The organism is Marinobacter sp. S6332 (genome assembly GCF_023016045.1).
In the GTDB taxonomy this organism is placed as follows: Bacteria; Pseudomonadota; Gammaproteobacteria; order Pseudomonadales; family Oleiphilaceae; genus Marinobacter.
Genome location: NZ_JALKAP010000001.1, coordinates 68298 through 85954, shown reverse-complemented (window position 1 = coordinate 85954; position 17657 = coordinate 68298). Strand labels below are relative to the sequence as shown.

The window sequence follows — 17657 nt, the reverse complement described above, 5'->3', positions numbered from 1 at the left end:
TCCATGGAAATACGTTGGCTGGAAGACTTCATGGCACTGGCCCGCGCGCGCCATTTTTCTCGCGCAGCTGAGCTGCAACATGTCAGCCAGCCCACATTCAGTCGCCGCATCAAACTGCTTGAAGAAGCCATGGGCGCCACTTTGATTAATCGGCAGACCCTACCCTTATCTTTGACCCCCGCTGGCGAACGTTTTTTTGAATTGTGCCAACGGGTAACGCGGGATGTTCGTGATGTGCGAAGCCAGATTGCGGATATGGAAGCGGAAGTCTCTGCACGTATTAGTGTGGGATCCACTCAAGGGCTCTTTTCTCACTTCTATCAGGGCTGGGCTAGCGAAGTAGGTGTTGCAGACCGCCTTCAACTTAACCTCAAGGCGACCAGTTGGGTGGGAGAGCAGTTTCTAGATGCCCTTGATGGTGGTGAGTGTGATTTGGTGCTGTGCTATTGGCATCAAGACTTGCCGTGGGCTGAGCGGCTGGGCCGTGGCGAGTATGAGTCCATCGTTATCGCCCGCGAATGGCTTGTGCCGGTGAGTGTTGCTGCCGAAAGCGGTGAACCAAGATTCCCCCTGCCGGGAGCCGCGGGGCAAACTGTGCCGCTAATTGCCTACCACTCACGAGGCTTTTTGCAGTCTGCTATTGAGGCGCATTTGTCGCGCAGCAAAGAGTTTGTAAACCTCCTGCCGTTGAACGAGAACACCCAGTCGGCAAGCATTAAAGCGCTGGTGAAACAGGGCTTTGGCATGGGCTGGCTGCCCAGCCGGATGACGGAAAAGAGCGAGCATTTTGGCAGCCTTACAAGGGCTGGCGACGAACGTTGGGATGTGCCGCTGGATATCCGATTGATCCGCTTGCGAGAGCCACGTACAGACGATCTTCTAACTCTCTGGAAAACACTGGAAAACCAACATGCCTGACACTGAGCTTTTAACTCTCCAGATTGATCATGTGGTTATTCTGCAGAGCCGCTATGAGAAGGTTCTGGAAGACCATGGTTACGACGGTTTACTGATAAGTTCAGGCGCAGCCCCAATGCGTTATGACGACGATCAGTCGTGGCACTTTCAAGGTTATGGCCCGTTCCTGCACTGGACCGGGTTGGTCGGGTACGAGCATGCTTGGTTGCTGATTCGCAAAGGCCGAAAGCCTTTGCTCTCGCTGTATCAGCCGGTTGACTTTTGGCATGCAAGTCTAGAATTAGCCGAAGAACCATGGCGCAATGAATTTGAGCTCCGATTCAGCGAAAGCCGCTCGGCGCCTGAGCTGGATGGCCTGAGCCAGTTAGCCGTTCTCGGTGATCCGTCTTTGCTGGCAGGCATTTCGGGCGATGAAAACCCGGGTGCCCTTTGCGCGGCACTCAATGAAACCCGAGTGCACAAGACCGCTTATGAAATTGCTTGCTTGGCACATGCCAACAAGCTGGCCGTGGCTGGTCACCGCGCTGCTCGGGATGCCTTTTTGGCCGGTGCTAGTGAGTTTGAAATCAACTTGGCCTACCAGCGGGCAACGCAACAGCGTGAAGCTGACGCGCCTTATAACAGCATTATTGGGCTCAATGAGCACGCTGGCACGTTGCACTATCAATATTACGATACGGCGGCACCAGCCAAATCCCGTAGCTTACTCATAGACGCTGGCGTGCGTTACCGGGGCTATTGCTCTGATATTACTCGCACTACAGCGGGTGTTGGGGAAGGGCGGTTTGCCGCACTCGTGCAAGGGCTTGAGCAGCTGCAATTCCGGCTTTGCAAAATGGTGGCGCCCGGCGTTGATTATGTGGATATACACCGTAAAACCCACATGGGCATTGCTGCGTTACTGGATGCGGCGGGGCTGGTAAGCGACCTGAGCGATCAAGATATGGTTGCTGAAGGCGTTACCCGTGCCTTCTTTCCTCATGGAATTGGCCACTTCCTTGGTGTTCAGGTGCACGATGTTGCAGGAAAGTCTGTTGCGCCTCCCGCTGATGCGCCCTTTCTACGCCTGACGCGAACGCTGGAGCCGGGCATGGTGGTGACTATAGAGCCGGGGTTGTATTTCATTCCCTCGTTACTTGAGCCGCTGCTGTCTGGCCCTCTTGGGCGCCACATTAACCAGCCATTGCTTGATGAGTTACAAGGCTGTGGTGGAGTTCGCATAGAAGATAATCTGGTGGTAACAGACTCCGGCTACCGAAACCTAACGCGAGAGGCCGAAGCCTGAAACAACCTGTTGCACAAAATTAACACAGAGGGCTTGCAATCCTTGATGCTAATGACAATAATTATCACTAAGATTGTTGTCGTTGGTGGAGTTGCGTTATGTATGTATGCCTTTGCCACGGAGTCACAGACCGGGACATCCGTGAAGCTTCAGAAAATGGTGTTTCATCCATGCGCCAGCTTGGTAAAGAGCTCGGCGTGGGCACGCAGTGTGGGCGTTGTGCCTCAATGGCACGCGGCATACTGCGCGAAAGTCGTTCACCGGACTATTTGGCCCTTGCAAACATGCTAGCAAGCCCTGCCTGATACGATTACGGTTTATTTCCTTTCCGCATTTTTGTAATGCGCCCTAACGCGCTATCCTTGTCGAGTGATGAGAGAGCTTTGAAAGCTCACCGAACCCGAACCAATCAGCCAGACAAGCCTTTGTTAGAGAGGGTTGAGTTGGTTGGCTGAGATCAAGGAGTGCTGCAATGAAAGGCGACAAAAAAGTCATACAATTTTTGAATAAAGTTCTTGCCAACGAGTTGACCGCAATCAACCAGTATTTCTTGCACTCGCGCATGTATAAAGACTGGGGCATCACTAAACTTGCGGCCAAGGAATACGAAGAATCCATCGACGAGATGAAGCATGCGGATCAATTGATCGAGCGTATCTTGTTTTTGGAAGGCCTGCCCAACCTGCAAGATCTCAACAAGTTGATGATCGGCGAGAACGTTGAGGAAATGATTGCCTGTGACCTCAAAATTGAACACATCGCCCACGTGGACCTGAAAGAAGCGATTATATATTGCGAAGAGGTTCAGGACTTCACTAGTCGTGAACTGTTCCGCAGCATTCTCGACAGCGAAGAAGAACACATCGACTGGCTGGAAACCCAGCTTGAGATGATCAATCAAATGGGCATTCAAAACTATATTCAGCTTCAATCAGCTGCCTCGGAGTAAGTCAGACAATGGATCTGTCCTGTTTTAAAGCCTATGACTTGCGCGGTAGCGTGCCAGAGCAGTTAAATCCTGCTCTGGCCGAGCGCATTGGGCGAGCCTATGTGGAAATCACGGGCGCAACAAAAGTCATCGTCGGTTACGACATTCGCCTCTCAAGCCAAGAAATCACCGAAGCTCTAAGCTCCGGCCTAATGGCAGCGGGTGCAGACGTGTTCGATATTGGCTTGTGCGGCACGGAATACGTGTACTTTGCCACCAGCCACTATGGAATGGATGGTGGCATCATGGTCACTGCCAGCCACAACCCCAAAAACCATAACGGAATGAAAATGGTAGGGCCGGAATCCCGACCCATCAGCTCCGATAATGGTTTGAATGATATTCGGGACAGGGTACGGGAGCCCTTTGCAGACGCGCCGGTGCAGGGCAGATACGAGCCGCTAGAAGTCACCAGTGCTTATATAGACCACTTGCTGGGATACATCGAAGCGAGCGCTTTGGCGCCGATTAAAATCGTTGTTAACGCTGGCAACGGCGGCGCAGGCTTGGTCATCGACCAACTCGAAAAACACCTGCCGTTCGAATTCATCAAAGTGCATCATCAGCCCGACGGAAACTTCCCCCACGGAGTACCCAACCCCATCCTCGAAGAAAACCGGGAAGCCACTGCCAACGCCGTCATCGAACACGGCGCCGCCATGGGCATCGCCTGGGACGGTGACTACGACCGCTGCTTCTTCTTCGACGAAAACGGCCGTTTTATTGAAGGCTACTACATCGTCGGCTTGCTGGCGGACCAATTCCTACGCAAAACCGGCCCCGGCAAAGTCATCCACGACCCAAGGCTGACGTGGAACACCCAAGACCTAGTAAAAGCCGCCGGCGGCGAAGCCATCGAAAGCAAAACCGGCCATGCCTTCATCAAACAACGCATGCGCGACGAAGACGCCGTATACGGCGGAGAAATGAGCGCACACCACTACTTCCGCGACTTCGCCTACTGCGACAGCGGCATGATCCCGTGGCTGCTGCTTGCAGAACGCCTCTGCCAATCCGGCAAGCCCTTCTCATCCCTCATCGACGCTCGAATCGAAGCCTACCCGGCCAGCGGCGAAATCAACCGCACCATCAACGACCCGGCGAAAGTCATCGCTGCGATTGAAGAAAAATACGCGCCCGGTGCAAAAAGCGTTAGCTACGTCGATGGCTTGAGCATCGAATTCGACAACTGGCGATTTAACCTGCGCATGTCCAACACTGAACCTGTGGTTCGTTTGAACGTGGAATCCCGTGCTGACATACCGCTGATGAAAGAGAAAACGGAAGAACTTCTTGCGGAAATGGAGCGGTTGAATAACTAAAAGCGAAGGGTAGTGGAAGGCTATTCCAGAGCAGGGGCCGGGGTGCCGGTATAAGTTGCGAAAACTGTGCGGAGCCATGGATGGCGGAGCCAAGCGTACATGGAAGTATTCACAGCGTGTTTTCGCAACTTATACCGGCATCCCGGCAAACTCCGAAGCTAAAGAAAGCTCAGAGCCAATCGTTCAACATAATCCCAATCCCGAATCGCTCAATCCGATGATTGTAATCAATCAAACTCTCCCCATACCCATTGTAGTACTGGAAAAATCCCTTAATCGTACCCCCCAACGGAAAACTATAGCCAAACTCCAGCGATGTGCGATTATCCGAGTGCAAGTTATTCATTAGCCTAAGCGAAAAAGTCCGATCCTCCGCCAGCTTATAAACAACATTGTAATCGGCATATCCAAGGTAACGATGAATATCTTCATTATCATTTTCCTTGTCCTCCGGAATCCGATACCAAGGCTGCAAACTGAACAGCCAGCGCCCGCGAGTAAAAGCAGCGCCCGCCATAATGCGGTTCCAACTCCTTGAACGAGGCTCCGACTGACCGTTCGATTGGTGATTGATGCCAACCGACATACCATTGAACGTTACAAAACCTAAATCCCAATTGGCCAAATGGCGCAAAAAAATCTCCGGCTCATAGTTCGTCTCACGAAAAGGTGCTGAATCATCCTGATTGAAAACCTGCCAAAACGAACGCTGGGTATACCCAAACCACAGAGTCGTATCGTCCTCCAGCCACCCAGTCAGCAGCGGAACTTTAAAGCTAATTTGATACTTGGCCTCCTCGTTTTCGACCTCATAGTCGTAGCCTGTAGTCCCCAGTCTGGGGCTTGATGGTTGTTGATTCTTATCGTCCATTCGGGTGACGGGCAAGATGTAGGAAGGGCGATGGCTGATAAAACTGCCCGAAAAAGAAAACAGCGCTTTTTCTGCCTTTACGCTACGCTCCACCATATTCGTCATCACGCCTGCGTCAGGGTCATCTCTGTCCAGCGCTTCAGCGGCACGATTTTGTTGCTCACTCGAGGGAGCCAAGGTTTCAGCGTTTTGCTCCGCTGCCTCAACATCCTGCTTGGATGCGTTTTCTCTTGCTATTTTCGGGTTGTTGAATGAGTCATAGCAAGCAAGCCGTTGCACACCTTCACGTATTAACGCGCAGTCTTCCGGGGAGGAGGCCTGAATGTCATCGGGTGATCCACCCTCCTTGGCGAGAGTTAGTGCTGGCCATAGCAAAGCAAGCGTAGCTGCCGTTGAAAGCCACGCGCAGGGGCGTTTTTGCATTCTTTGGATCTCTCTATGCCGCATTAAGGCTAAGCCACGTACTGGCAATGCCGTAAACCCAAACGCTGATCAGGGTAAGTGCCAGCAGTGAAAAAACGAATTTATGCCGAAGTTGGTTGGCTGCGCTTGCCGCCACAACCCAGCGTAAGTACATAAGGCCAATAAAACTGATAAAAACCCCGAGGCTTGCAAAGGCAGGTATCAGCAGCCACGCCGGGTTGATAGTATGGCCGGTGTTTGTTTGGCTTGAGAACCACCCCATAGATGCCAACAGCAAAGCCAGCGAGCTAAACTCTGTAATCAATAGCGCTTTGCGTAAGGGCTTTGGGGAGGGTTTCTCCGAGTTATTCATGGGTTGAATCCTGAAGTTCTGGGGTAAGCTGCAACATGGTAACCGGATGTTGTAAAAGAGTCTCCAAGCATACCAAATGGCAATAAAAATGGTGGAAATCAATTTATGATTTTGCTATTCGGTTTTTTTGCCGGGATTCAGTCGCTATAATGCGGCAACCAAAGATTATAACGCTCAAATGCGAGGTGCATTGTGAAGATGAAGAGAGTCCTGGCTGTTGTATTGCTCGGTTTCGGCATTACTGCCGGTGCCGTCATGGCAAATGTTGACGACGAAATTCGTGCGCGGATCCAGCCGATTGGCGAAGTTTGCCTGCAGGGTGAGGAATGCGGTGAAGCCGCTGCTGCCACTGAAACTGCCAGCTCTGGCCCCCGTTCAGGTAGCGAAGTGTACGATGCCGTATGCATGGCGTGCCACACCACCGGCGCTGCAGGTGCACCGGTAATCGGTGACTCCGCAGCATGGGCGCCGCGAATCGACCAAGGTATGGAGACTCTGTTCAGCCATTCTCTCAACGGCTTCAACGCCATGCCGGCCAAAGGCGGCTGTGCAAGTTGCCCGGATGAGGAAATTACAGCTGCGGTAGAGCACATGGTGGCAGAGAGCCAGTAATCCCGGAGCTCCCATCGTTAAAACCCCGCCTATGTAGCATACAGTGCGGGGTTTTTGCGTTTTTATAGCCCCAAATCGCCAAGCAGGGCACTCAATGTCGCCTTGCCTTTTTTCTGGTTGGCCTCAACATCTAAATCTCCGGTGCCTTCCCAGCGTACATCGTCTTGCGGCAACTCATCGAGAAATCGGCTAGGGATGGTCTCGATCTTTTCTCCATACTGCCTGCGTTGGGCGGCATAGGTTAGGGTTAGCGTTTCTTTTGCGCGGGTAATTCCCACATACATCAGCCGTCGTTCTTCCTCAATGTTACCTTCTTCAATACTGGATCGGTGGGGCAGAATTTCTTCTTCAAGCCCAAGAATAAATACATGAGGGAACTCCAAACCCTTGGATGCGTGTAGCGTCAGTAGTTGCACTTTGTCGCTGTCATCCTCTTCTTCCCGCTGCTCCATCATGTCGCGTAGAATCAGTTTGGTAATCGCATCTTCTATGCCCAGCTCATCCGCAGTACCTTTGCCATCGTCCAGCATGCGTTGAATGGAATCCACCAAGTACCAGATATTCTCCATGCGCCGCTCGGCCTGCTTCGGGGTGCCGGAGTGCTGATGCAACCATTCCTCGTACTCAAGGTCGGTGAACAGTTGTTTTATAACGGGCACAGGGTTCTCGCTGTGCAGGCGCTCGCATGTAGTGTCCACCCAGTGGGCAAAGCGTCGCAGCCGGTCTAGTCCCTTTTCAGTTACGTGGGACTCCGCCCCCATATCACCCAGCGATTTAAACAGGCTAACGTTACGCGCTCGGGCATAGTGGCTGAGCTGCTCAAGGGTGCGCGGGCCAATTTCCCGCCGAGGCACGTTCACCACACGCAGGAAAGCAGCATCATCATCCGGGTTAATCAACAGGCGCAGATAGGACATGGCGTCTTTGATCTCGTTTTTCGAGAAAAACGACTGACCGCCCGAAATACGATAGGGAATCTGGTAGGCCTGCAACTTCATTTCCAGCAGGCGAGCCTGATGGTTGCCCCGGTAAAGTACAGCGAAATCCCTGAATGCCAGGCCCTTTTTCAGCTTTTGGTCAAGAATTTCTGTGGCCACACGTTCGGTTTCGGCGTCTTCGTTACGGCAGCGCACAATACGGATTTCGTCGCCAATGGTGTGGTCACTCCACAGAGATTTTTCGAACACATGAGGGTTGTTGGCTATAACCGTGTTAGCGGCCCTCAGAATGCGTGATGTGGAGCGATAATTCTGCTCAAGCTTTACAATCTTCAGGCTTGGGAAGTCTTCTTTTAGCTGGGCAAGATTTTCCGGCCGTGCCCCGCGCCAGGCATATATCGACTGGTCGTCATCGCCAACCACGGTAAACGCAGCGCGCTCGGCAACCAGCATTCGCACCAATTCATATTGGCAAATGTTGGTGTCTTGATACTCGTCCACAAGCATGTAGCGGATTTTTCTGCGCCACTTTGCCAGCGCCTCCGGGTTATTCCGAAACAGTTGCACTGGAAGCAGAATTAGGTCGTCAAAATCGACGGCATTGTAGGCTTTCAGGTATTCGCTGTAGTGCTTGTATACGATGGCAATACGTTGCTCCCGCTCATCGGCGGCTTTGCTGTAGGCTTCCGCTGGTCCCCGCATGGCATTTTTCCACGACGAGATGGTCACCTGTACATCGTTCAATTCATCGCCTGCGTCGGCACTGGCCTCCCGCAACATCAAGTCTCTTAAAAGAGCTTTGGCGTCTTCCGCATCAAAAATGGAGAAGCCGGGGTGATAACCTAGATGCATGTGTTCTTCGCGAATTATGTTCAGCCCAAGGTTGTGGAAGGTAGAAACAATCAACCCCCGCGTTAGCTTGCGGTCCACAATCTTGCCCACCCGCTCTTTCATCTCTCTGGCAGCTTTGTTGGTGAAGGTAACCGCAGCAATGTGGCGACCGGGAATACCAAGATGTTCAATCAGATAGGCGATTTTTCGGGTGATTACGCTGGTCTTGCCGCTGCCGGCACCGGCCAGCACGAGCAAAGGGCCGTCCGTGTAGCGGACAGCTTCATTTTGTCGCGGATTGAGTTTATTCACGAATACAATGCCAGAATGATTTGATACGGAGGTTCTCTCACTAAGGTATTAGTCTACACCAGCCAGACTTACTGTACCTTGTCGATCTATCAGCTATCCTTTTAATTGAAGAGGTTTGTTGCTCACGCACACATGGACTTTGCTCAATGACCCTGCCACAGGAAACCCCCGAACACGACCAGCTTCGCCTGTTGGTCCTGACGCCAGATTACACTGATTTTCTCTGGGTCAATGCGTTACTAGCGAAGGATACGGAGATCACTGCGGATTCAACCTGGTGTCCAGATCTTTTGGATTGTGACGATCTTATCCACAATGCGAAATTCGACATTGTGGTGTGGAACTGTGTAGTTCATGGCGGCTCAGAAACCGCTTTTTTGCAGTATTTGGCCGTTGCCACTGGCGATTGTCCGATTTTGGCACTAAGTGCCGAAACGCCAGATGAGCGAGCGAGTGATTTGCTAACCGGTGGCGCAGCGGATTACTTGAGTCGTCAGGAACTTGATCACTGGAACTTTCGTCGGGCAGTAAAGTGCCTGTGGTATCGCGAGCAGTTGGCAAATTCAACCCATACCCAGTTAGGCCGTGGCGTCGCCAGCGGCTTTATTAACCGGGATCTATTTTTTGATAGGTTGCAGCAAGCCTTGCATCGAGCAAAGCGGGGCAACCATCGGCTGGCGCTTTTGCATCTCAATATTGACGATTTTCGCAGTATCAACGAGTCTTTTGGCTACCAAAAAAGCGACCAACTGATGATAAAAGTGGCCGCTCAGGTGCGTCAGGGGCTGCGCCGCGTGGATTCTCTAATGCGAATAGGTGGTGACGAGCTCGCCATAATCGTAGAAAAGATAGAAGACTCTCTGGATATCACCCAAGTTATACGCAAGATTGTTAATGCGCTAGACGAGCCGATAGCAATTGATGGCCAAAGCGTAGTTGTCAGTGCCAGTCTGGGTGTTGCCACCTACCCTGAAGCAGGAAATAGCCCTGAAAATCTTATGCGCCGCGCAAACCGAGCAATGTTTGAGGCAAAGAGGGACCCGGGCACCAGTTACCGATTTTACGATCGGCAACTTCATATATCTGCAGGCTATCAGCTCAGGCTGGAAGCGGATCTCCGCAACGCCCTTCGCGGCAATGAACTAGAACTCTATTACCAGCCAAGAATTGATCTCGATAGCAATGACGTGCGTGGCGTTGAATGCTTGTTGCGTTGGAATCACCCGGAGCGGGGCCTTGTTGGGCCAGACGAGTTTATCCCGGTTGCTGAGCGCAGTGGTTTGATCGTTCCTATCGGCTACTGGGTGTTGGAACAGGCTTGTAAGCGGCTAAAGGAGTCCGCTGAGATTGGGTTTCCGGAGCTGGTGTTTGCGGTCAACCTTTCGTTTCGCCAGTTTTATGATCGCAAGATGACTGAGACCATATTCCGCATTATCTTCAACGCCAATGTTGATACCAGCCTGTTAGAGTTGGAGCTAACGGAAAGCGCCATGATGCATGATCCTGAATACGCCCAGCGCTGCCTGCGAGAGCTTAACCAGCTTGGTATCAGCTTTGCGCTAGATGATTTTGGCACAGGCTTTTCCTCCCTCAGCAACCTTCAGCATTTACCGATTTCGCTGGTGAAAATCGATAAGTCATTCGTGCAGGCGCTGGGTCAGTCTGCAGATGCAGAGCACATTATCCGCGCGATTATCAGCCTGGCTCATAGCCTTGAAATCAGTGTGGTAGCCGAAGGCGTCGAGACTGAAAGCCAGCTGGAATTTCTGCGACAGCAACACTGTGATGAAATCCAAGGTTTCTTTTATGCCCGCCCCATGCCTTGGCCTGACCTTGTGCAATTCCTGAACAAGCGTGGCCAGTCCGCTTGCCTGCAACAGTAAGCCGCTGTACCTTTGCTGCTTTACCAGAAACGTATCAGACAGAGGTTGCATGAACAGTATCTTCAGGCGCATTGCGGACGAACTCGGTGTACGCGAACAACAGGTTAATGCCACCGTCGCCCTGCTGGACGAAGGCTCCACGGTTCCGTTTATTGCCCGTTACCGTAAAGAGGTAACCGGATCTTTGGATGACAGCCAACTGCGCACGCTTGAAGAGCGCCTGCGTTACCTTCGGGAACTGGAAGATCGTCGTGGCACCATCCTCAAGAGCATTGAAGAGCAGGGCAAGCTGACAGACGAACTGCGCAATAACATTCAAGATGCGGACACCAAAAACCGGTTAGAAGATCTGTACTTACCTTACAAGCCCAAACGTCGCACCAAGGCTCAAATTGCGCGAGAGGCGGGCTTGGAACCTCTGGCCGATAGCTTGTATAACGACCCGACTCAGGACCCGGAGGCGACCGCGAAAGTCTATATAAACGCAGACGCAGGCGTTGCCGATACCAAAGCCGCCCTCGACGGTGCCCGTTATATCCTGATGGAGCGTTTCGCGGAAGATGCCGAGTTGCTGGGTGAGCTGCGTGATTTCATTTGGCAGCAGGGGCAGCTAAAAGTCACAGTTATAGAAGGTAAAGAAAACGAAGGCGCCAAGTTCCGGGATTATTTCGATCATGTGGAGCCTCTGAAGAAGGTGCCCTCGCACCGGGCGCTGGCCATACTGCGTGGGCGCAATGAAGGTATTCTCTCCTATACGCTTGTAGTGGGCGACGCTGACGACGATCGTCGTCAGCCACACCCTGCCGAGCAACGCATTGCTGCGCGCTACAATATTCGTGATAACGGGCGCGCTGCCGATAAGTGGTTGTCGGATGTGGTGCGCTGGACTTGGCGGGTAAAGCTGTCTACGCAGATAGAAACAGACCTTATGGCGCAGGTGCGCGAGGCGGCAGAGACCGAAGCGATCAACGTGTTTGCCGCTAACCTGAAAGATTTATTGTTACTGGCCCCTGCTGGGCCTCGCCCAACCCTCGGCTTGGATCCCGGGCTGCGCACAGGCGTAAAAGTTGCCGTTATCGATGGCACTGGCCAAGTGGTTGGGCATGGTTCTATTTTCCCCCATGCGCCCAAAAACCAGTGGGATAGCTCTATCGAAAAACTCGCTGCCTGGTGTCGCGAATACAGCATTGAGTTGGTGGCCATCGGCAATGGCACCGCCTCCCGTGAGACCGAAAAATTGGTTGGGGATCTTAGTAAACGCTACCCGGAACTGAAGCTGGCGCGGATTGTTGTCAGCGAGTCCGGTGCCTCGATCTATTCCGCGTCGGAGTTTGCCTCCAAAGAATTGCCTGATCTGGACGTAACCATTCGCGGTGCCGTCTCCATTGCCCGCCGATTACAGGATCCCTTGGCCGAGCTGGTGAAAATCGAGCCCAAATCCATCGGTGTTGGCCAATACCAGCACGATGTGTCTCAGGTTCAGCTTTCCCGCAGCCTTGATGCGGTGGTTGAAGATTGCGTTAACGGTGTCGGTGTTGATTTGAACACTGCGTCCGCACCTCTGTTGTCGAGGGTGTCAGGCCTCAATCACACCATCGCTCAAAACATTATTGAGTTCCGCAATCAAAACGGCGTCTTCCGTAACCGTAAGCAGTTGTTGAAAGTAGCTCGGCTGGGTAACCGGACGTTTGAGCAGGCCGCAGGCTTTCTGCGTATTGCCAGTGGCGAGAATGCGCTAGACCGCTCATCGGTGCATCCCGAGGCCTACGGTATTGTTGAAGCCATTGCGGCGAAGAATAACCGCAAGGTTGAAGGGATTGTCGGAGACGCAGCGTTTCTGCGTGGTCTGAATCCTCAGGATTACGTAACAGACCAGTTCGGCTTGCCGACAATTCGCGACATTCTCTCCGAGCTTGAAAAGCCGGGCCGGGATCCACGTCCCGAGTTCCGCTTTGCTAGTTTTGAAGACGGTGTGGAAACCCTGAGCGATCTGGAACCCGGCATGATCTTGGAAGGCTCTGTCACCAACGTCACAAATTTTGGCGCGTTTGTGGATATCGGGGTCCATCAGGATGGTCTGGTGCATATCTCTGCACTTTCCCATACCTTTGTAAAAGATCCCCGGGAGGTGGTTAAGGCCGGGGATATTGTTAAGGTGAAAGTGATGGAAGTGGACATCCCCCGCAAGCGAATTGCGCTGACTATGCGGATGGATGATCAGCCCGGTGAGAAAGCAGAGTCGAAAAGAGGCACTTCAGCACCTCGTCCCGCCGCTAAATCAGCGCCTCGGGGTCAAAATAAAGGTGCGGACCAAGGTGCTATGGCCGGTGCTTTGGCGCAGGCGTTTGCGTCGGCGAGTAAAGACAAGCGTTAAGCGGTTTCAATTATTTCCATCAGCCAGCAAAGCCCATAAGGCACCGCTGGCTGCAGCAGGAGTCAAACATGGCCGAATCCCGGCACTCTATTTTTCGTCAATTCGCCGCGAGCGACTGGAATGGGTTTCTGAAAGGAGTCGAGAAGGAAGGTCTGCGCGTTGACCGCAATGGTTTTATCGCTCAGACGCCCCATCCGGAGGCTTTGGGCTCAGCGCTGACGCACCCGTCTATCACAACTGATTACTCAGAAGCTTTGCTCGAACTGATTACGCCGGTATGCAGCAGTACATCCGAGATGCTGGAATCTTTGCGCAATACCCATCGCTTTGTGCAGCAGAATCTAGGTGATGAGGTTTTCTGGCCTGCGAGCATGCCCTGCGAACTGGACGGCGACGCCAGCATCCCCATCGCGGAGTATGGCTCCTCCAACACCGGTCGGCTAAAGCACGTATACCGGCAGGGGCTGGCGGTGAGGTACGGGCGCATGATGCAAAGTATCGCCGGTACCCATTACAACCTCTCGCTGCCGGACAGCTTCTGGGGTATCTGGCAGAACGCGCTGGGCGAGCAGCAAAGCATGAAAGACTTCAAGTCTGAGCAATATTTCTGGCTAATTCGAAATTTCCGTCGCAGAAGCTGGTTGCTGATGTTGCTCTTCGGCGCCTCGCCAGCTTTGGACGCAAGCTTTGTTGACGGTGTGCGTCATGACCTTAACCGGTTTGACGAGCGTAGCTGGTTTGGCGACTATGCAACCTCACTGCGCATGGGTGACTTGGGTTATCACAACAATGCCCAGTCGTCGTTGAATATCTGCTTTAACAAGCTCAGTACCTATACCCAAACTCTGGATAGAGCCATTCATACCAATTGGCCAGCCTATGAAGCTTTAGGTACCCAGCGTGACGGCCAGTTTATCCAAATCAACACCAGCGTGCTGCAGATTGAAAATGAGTACTACAGTGCCGTTCGGCCTAAGCGCACGGCTCAAAGCGGAGAAAAGCCGATTCATGCTCTTGAATCTCGCGGTGTGGAATATATTGAAGTGCGTTGTTTGGATCTCGACCCCTTTTCGCCGGTAGGGGTTAATGAAGCTCAGGTCGATTTTCTGGACCTCTTCCTATTGGATTGTTTGCTCTCAGAATCGCCTCGAATCGACGACGCAGAGTGCAGTTTGTTGGATGACAACTACAAAGATGTTGTGTCCAAAGGGCGTAATCATGAGCTGACCCTTTGCAGGGCTGGCGAGCGTACGCCCATTGGGGAAGCGGCTACGGAAATACTTGACCGCCTAGAGCCGCTGGCAGACCTGCTGGACGGCTGGAATGGCGGTGACGTGTATCGTCAGGCTCTTTCAGCTCAGCGGGGTGTTCTGTCCGGCGATAACCAAGTGCCGTCTGCCCGGGTTATTGATGCTATGCGGGCTTCCGGGCTTGGCCACAAGGACTGGACCATGGATATGGCGCTAAAACATCAGAGCATGCTTCGTAAAGAAGGTATGGATGCCAGTGTAGAGGCGGCCTTTGTTGCGGCAAGTAAGGACTCGATAGCCGAACAGAAACGAATTGAGGCATCGGACACTCTGACGTTCAGTGACTTTCTTGAACAATACCTGCGCTCCTGAAACGGGGCGCAGAAAGTGTCGTTATGTTAGGTGGTTTCAGGTGGTTCTCATCATTGACGGACATGCTTCACAGAAGCAGAACAAAAATTTGTCACTTTCTGACGCTGGTGCTAAGTTCAGTAGCATCAGTTTAAGGGAGAAGCGATATGGTAAAGGATATGAAACTCGGCTTGGGCATCGAGGCCTTGAACAAAGCCTATCGTCAAGGCCACTTGGCTGCTTCCATGGGCATGGATAAAAGCCGTTGTCCCTATCGTGGTGAAGTTGTTGTTGCTGCCTGGGAGGCAGGTTGGGATGACGCCGGTGAAATTCTCCGGGAAGAAGCAGCTACAGCGGAAAATGATCTGTTCTCCCGGATTGCTTAATACGATCTGGTTCTGCCCTACTTTTGCACTACGAATTCTGTAAACAGCACGCCGGTTATTGCTTCGCCGGTTTGCTGTTCCTCCAGCACTGCATTTATTCTTGATTTGGCTTCCTCACGTAGCGCCTGTTGGCCATCCATAGTGGTTAGTTGGTCTGTATCTGTCTGCTCGCCAAACAGCATCACCAGTTCATGGCGTAGCCTTGGCATGTGGGCGTCCACCGCGGGCCGTGTGGTCTGCTTTGAGGCCCTGAGACTGATGGTTGCTTTCAGGTAGGTTAATTTGCCGCCCGGGCTTCCAACGTGAGTTACGAAGGCCGGTTCCATGGCAATATAATCAGTAATGCCCGATTTTTCTGCGTCTCCGTTGTCGCCATTTGCGGCGTCTTCTGCCCAGGCGTTAGGCAGCTGGAAAAATAGTAATAAGATAAGGAATAAAACGAATTTTGGCTGAGGTGTCATAAGCTTGCAGTTCGTTGTGGTTTAGGGTTTAGTGACAAATTCAGCAGCGTTTCCGCCGGATAAACCGAGAATAGCAGGCCAGGCAGCGCATTTGTGTAAAACTGAGGAAACTTTGTGAAAGTAAGAGCACTCTTTGCACTCGTTTTTGTTACCTGCGCCGGGTTATTGGGCGTGGCATTTTATATGGAGCACGTTATGGGGCTTGAACCTTGCCCGCTTTGCTGGCTCCAGCGCTTCGGTTTTATGGGGGTGGGGCTTGTGAGCCTTGTGGCGGCTCTGCATGGCCCCAAATCACTAGGATTGCGTGTGTACGGCTTTTTGCTGGTAGCAACAGCCGGTGCTGGGCTGGGCGTTGCAGGCCGACAGCTATGGCTCCAGAACTTGCCACCGGATCAGGTGCCTGCCTGCGGGCCCTCGGTGGATTATATGCTGGAAGTGCTGCCGTTTATGGATGTGCTGACGACGGCACTTAAAGGGACGGGCGACTGCGCCGCTGTTGTTTGGCGATTTCTGGGTTTGAGCATTCCCGGCTGGAGCGCTGTATTTTTTGTGCTTTTGGTGATTTTGGGTTTGATCATGCTTTTCCACAGGGGAGCATCGAAAAACCAAATCGCGGGTTGAAACGGTTGCGGCCGGAAGCCAGCATGGGGTAAGTTGATCCGGACTTAACAAAAATCAGCACCAAGCATCAGCACTATGGCTGAACAGTAGGATTTTCAAGCGGAGATCAGGCGTTATGTTGGAAAACTGCCGAAATGCCAGGGAGCGCTGGGGTGGCGTCAGCGAACTTATTGATCGTTGGCTCAAGGATCGTCAAGAGCTTCTAGTTCACTACTGCGATTTGTCCGGCGAAAGCGATTTCTCGCAAACAGAAGCCCTCAAAAACAAGTTTGTGCGGTTATGTGAAGTGTTGGTTGACTATGTTTCGACCGGCCACTTTGAGATTTATGAGCAGCTAGTCAGAGAGGCTCGTGAGTTCAACGATGGAGGGGTGGAGCTGGCAGCCAAGGTATACCCCCGTATTGAACAAACCACAGAAGTGGCGCTTAATTTTAACGATCAGTTGGGCGAAGCTGACTTGTCTGAAAAAGATGTGAAAGCACTGTTTGAGCAGCTTTCCCATCTGGGTGAGACGCTGGAAAGCCGCTTTGAGATGGAGGACTTTTTAATTGAGCATCTGCACAACGTGCATGGGGATAAAGTAGCCCCAGCGTGAGTTGATTTGGTTTAGGCGATCACGAAAAAGCCTCAGCACCTACAAGGTTGCTGAGGCTTTTTTTGCTTCAGGCGGGCTGAAGTTTGCGCCCTAGATTGCTTTCTAGATTATTCGGACGCAGAGTCTTTTTCGTCTGCGCCTGGGTTCACTGCCAGTAGCTCCACATCGAAAACCAAGGTTTCGTTGGGGCCAATTGAGCGGTTTCCGCCCGGGCCGTAGGCTAGATCAGAAGGAATGTACAGCTTATAACGGGCGCCTTCGCTCATGAGCTGCAGGCCTTCGGTCCAGCCCGGGATAACCTGATTCAGGGCAAATGTAACTGGCTCGCCGCGCTCGCGGGAGCTGTCAAAAACCTCACCTGAAAGCAGTTCACCGGTATAGTGGACTTGTACAGTATCGGTTGCACCCGGCTGCTCGCCGTTACCCTCTTCTAAAATTTCGTACTGGAGCCCGGAATCGGTTGTTTCGACACCATCGCGCTCAGCGTTCTCAGCAAGGAAGGACTCACCGGCTTCACGGTTTTTCTCTGCCAACTCTTCTGCTTGCTTGCTCTGCTCTTCTTGCAGCGACTGTTGGTATTCCATCAAAGCCTTCTGGATCTCTTCGCGGCTCATGCGCTTGGCTTCCTCGTCGCCTGCATGTCCGTGCTGAATCCCTTGAAGGAATTGATCCATTTGAAGGCTTGGCAGGTCGTTACCCATCCGCTCACCTAGCACAAGACCCATGCCATAACTGACTTTTTCGTCGGTAGAGTCTAGCTTCGGGTCTGCTGGAGTCTCAGGGGGCGTTGAGCATCCAGCAACCACGCCAGTCATCGCCAGTGCAAGTAGCGTTTTTTTCATTACATCATCCTTTCGGGTTGGTACGGAGTGGGCTGAGACCCA

At 52.5% G+C, this 17657-nt stretch carries 17 protein-coding genes; 12 read left to right on the top strand and 5 right to left on the bottom strand.

The features are described 5' to 3' along the window. The first annotated feature begins 3 nt into the window (after positions 1-3). From MWU62_RS00415 to MWU62_RS00395, 5 genes are all read left to right on the top strand, one after another. Positions 4-918 (top strand): LysR family transcriptional regulator, encoded by a 915-nt coding sequence (locus MWU62_RS00415; RefSeq protein WP_247112901.1) that lies wholly within the window; start codon positions 4-6, stop codon positions 916-918. Beyond that, positions 911-2203 carry a Xaa-Pro dipeptidase gene (gene pepQ / locus MWU62_RS00410; protein ID WP_247112900.1) on the top strand — a complete coding sequence of 431 codons (1293 nt, stop codon included), beginning with the start codon at positions 911-913 and terminating at the stop codon, positions 2201-2203. Before MWU62_RS00415 ends, pepQ begins: the two co-directional genes overlap by 8 nt. Positions 2204-2301: 98 nt before the next feature. Then, the gene (locus MWU62_RS00405; protein WP_247112899.1) at positions 2302-2508 is read left to right on the top strand and encodes a bacterioferritin-associated ferredoxin; all 207 of its coding nucleotides are present in this window, start codon (positions 2302-2304) and stop codon (positions 2506-2508) included. Positions 2509-2675: 167 nt separating this feature from the next. Then, positions 2676-3152, top strand: coding sequence for a bacterioferritin (gene bfr / locus MWU62_RS00400; protein WP_247112898.1), 477 nt, complete (start codon positions 2676-2678; stop codon positions 3150-3152). 8 nt (positions 3153-3160) lie between these two features. Beyond that, complete coding sequence (locus MWU62_RS00395) at positions 3161-4513, top strand: phosphomannomutase (protein WP_247112897.1); 1353 nt, start codon at positions 3161-3163, stop codon at positions 4511-4513. Positions 4514-4682: 169 nt separating this feature from the next. On the opposite strand, the gene MWU62_RS00390 is transcribed toward MWU62_RS00395, so the two are convergent. Beyond that, complete coding sequence (locus tag MWU62_RS00390; protein WP_348645613.1) at positions 4683-5663, bottom strand: phospholipase A; 981 nt, start codon at positions 5661-5663, stop codon at positions 4683-4685. A gap of 157 nt (positions 5664-5820) precedes the next feature. After that, the gene (locus tag MWU62_RS00385; protein ID WP_247112895.1) at positions 5821-6159 is read right to left on the bottom strand and encodes a hypothetical protein; all 339 of its coding nucleotides are present in this window, start codon (positions 6157-6159) and stop codon (positions 5821-5823) included. A gap of 198 nt (positions 6160-6357) precedes the next feature. Between MWU62_RS00385 and MWU62_RS00380 the strand changes: the two genes are divergently transcribed. Further along, positions 6358-6771, top strand: coding sequence for a cytochrome c5 family protein (locus tag MWU62_RS00380; RefSeq protein WP_247112894.1), 414 nt, complete (start codon positions 6358-6360; stop codon positions 6769-6771). A gap of 62 nt (positions 6772-6833) precedes the next feature. Here MWU62_RS00380 and rep read toward each other — a convergent pair whose 3' ends face one another. After that, on the bottom strand, positions 6834-8852 hold the full coding sequence (gene rep, locus MWU62_RS00375; protein WP_247112893.1) for a DNA helicase Rep: 2019 nt from the start codon (positions 8850-8852) through the stop codon (positions 6834-6836). A 146-nt stretch (positions 8853-8998) separates the two neighbouring features. Between rep and MWU62_RS00370 the strand changes: the two genes are divergently transcribed. The 4 genes from MWU62_RS00370 (at position 8999) to MWU62_RS00355 (ending at position 15096) form a co-directional block, all read left to right on the top strand. Further along, a complete protein-coding gene (locus MWU62_RS00370; RefSeq protein WP_247112892.1) occupies positions 8999-10735 on the top strand; it encodes a bifunctional diguanylate cyclase/phosphodiesterase in 1737 nt (578 codons plus the stop codon). A 49-nt stretch (positions 10736-10784) separates the two neighbouring features. Then, positions 10785-13109, top strand: coding sequence for a Tex family protein (locus MWU62_RS00365; RefSeq protein ID WP_247112891.1), 2325 nt, complete (start codon positions 10785-10787; stop codon positions 13107-13109). 68 nt (positions 13110-13177) lie between these two features. Then, positions 13178-14731 carry a glutamate--cysteine ligase gene (gshA, locus tag MWU62_RS00360; RefSeq protein WP_247112890.1) on the top strand — a complete coding sequence of 518 codons (1554 nt, stop codon included), beginning with the start codon at positions 13178-13180 and terminating at the stop codon, positions 14729-14731. A gap of 146 nt (positions 14732-14877) precedes the next feature. Continuing rightward, positions 14878-15096, top strand: a complete 219-nt coding sequence (locus tag MWU62_RS00355; protein WP_247112889.1) for a hypothetical protein — start codon at positions 14878-14880, stop codon at positions 15094-15096. A gap of 17 nt (positions 15097-15113) precedes the next feature. Here the strand turns inward: MWU62_RS00355 and MWU62_RS00350 are convergent, their stop codons facing one another. Beyond that, a complete protein-coding gene (locus tag MWU62_RS00350) occupies positions 15114-15557 on the bottom strand; it encodes a flagellar basal body-associated FliL family protein (protein ID WP_247112888.1) in 444 nt (147 codons plus the stop codon). A 114-nt stretch (positions 15558-15671) separates the two neighbouring features. On the opposite strand from MWU62_RS00350, the gene MWU62_RS00345 reads away from it, so the two are divergent. Further along, positions 15672-16178 (top strand): disulfide bond formation protein B, encoded by a 507-nt coding sequence (locus MWU62_RS00345; protein WP_247112887.1) that lies wholly within the window; start codon positions 15672-15674, stop codon positions 16176-16178. A 115-nt stretch (positions 16179-16293) separates the two neighbouring features. After that, the gene (gene rsd / locus MWU62_RS00340) at positions 16294-16773 is read left to right on the top strand and encodes a sigma D regulator (RefSeq protein ID WP_247112886.1); all 480 of its coding nucleotides are present in this window, start codon (positions 16294-16296) and stop codon (positions 16771-16773) included. Positions 16774-16880: 107 nt separating this feature from the next. Here rsd and MWU62_RS00335 read toward each other — a convergent pair whose 3' ends face one another. Beyond that, positions 16881-17615 carry an FKBP-type peptidyl-prolyl cis-trans isomerase gene (locus tag MWU62_RS00335; RefSeq protein WP_247112885.1) on the bottom strand — a complete coding sequence of 245 codons (735 nt, stop codon included), beginning with the start codon at positions 17613-17615 and terminating at the stop codon, positions 16881-16883. Between the last annotated feature and the right edge of the window lie 42 nt (positions 17616-17657).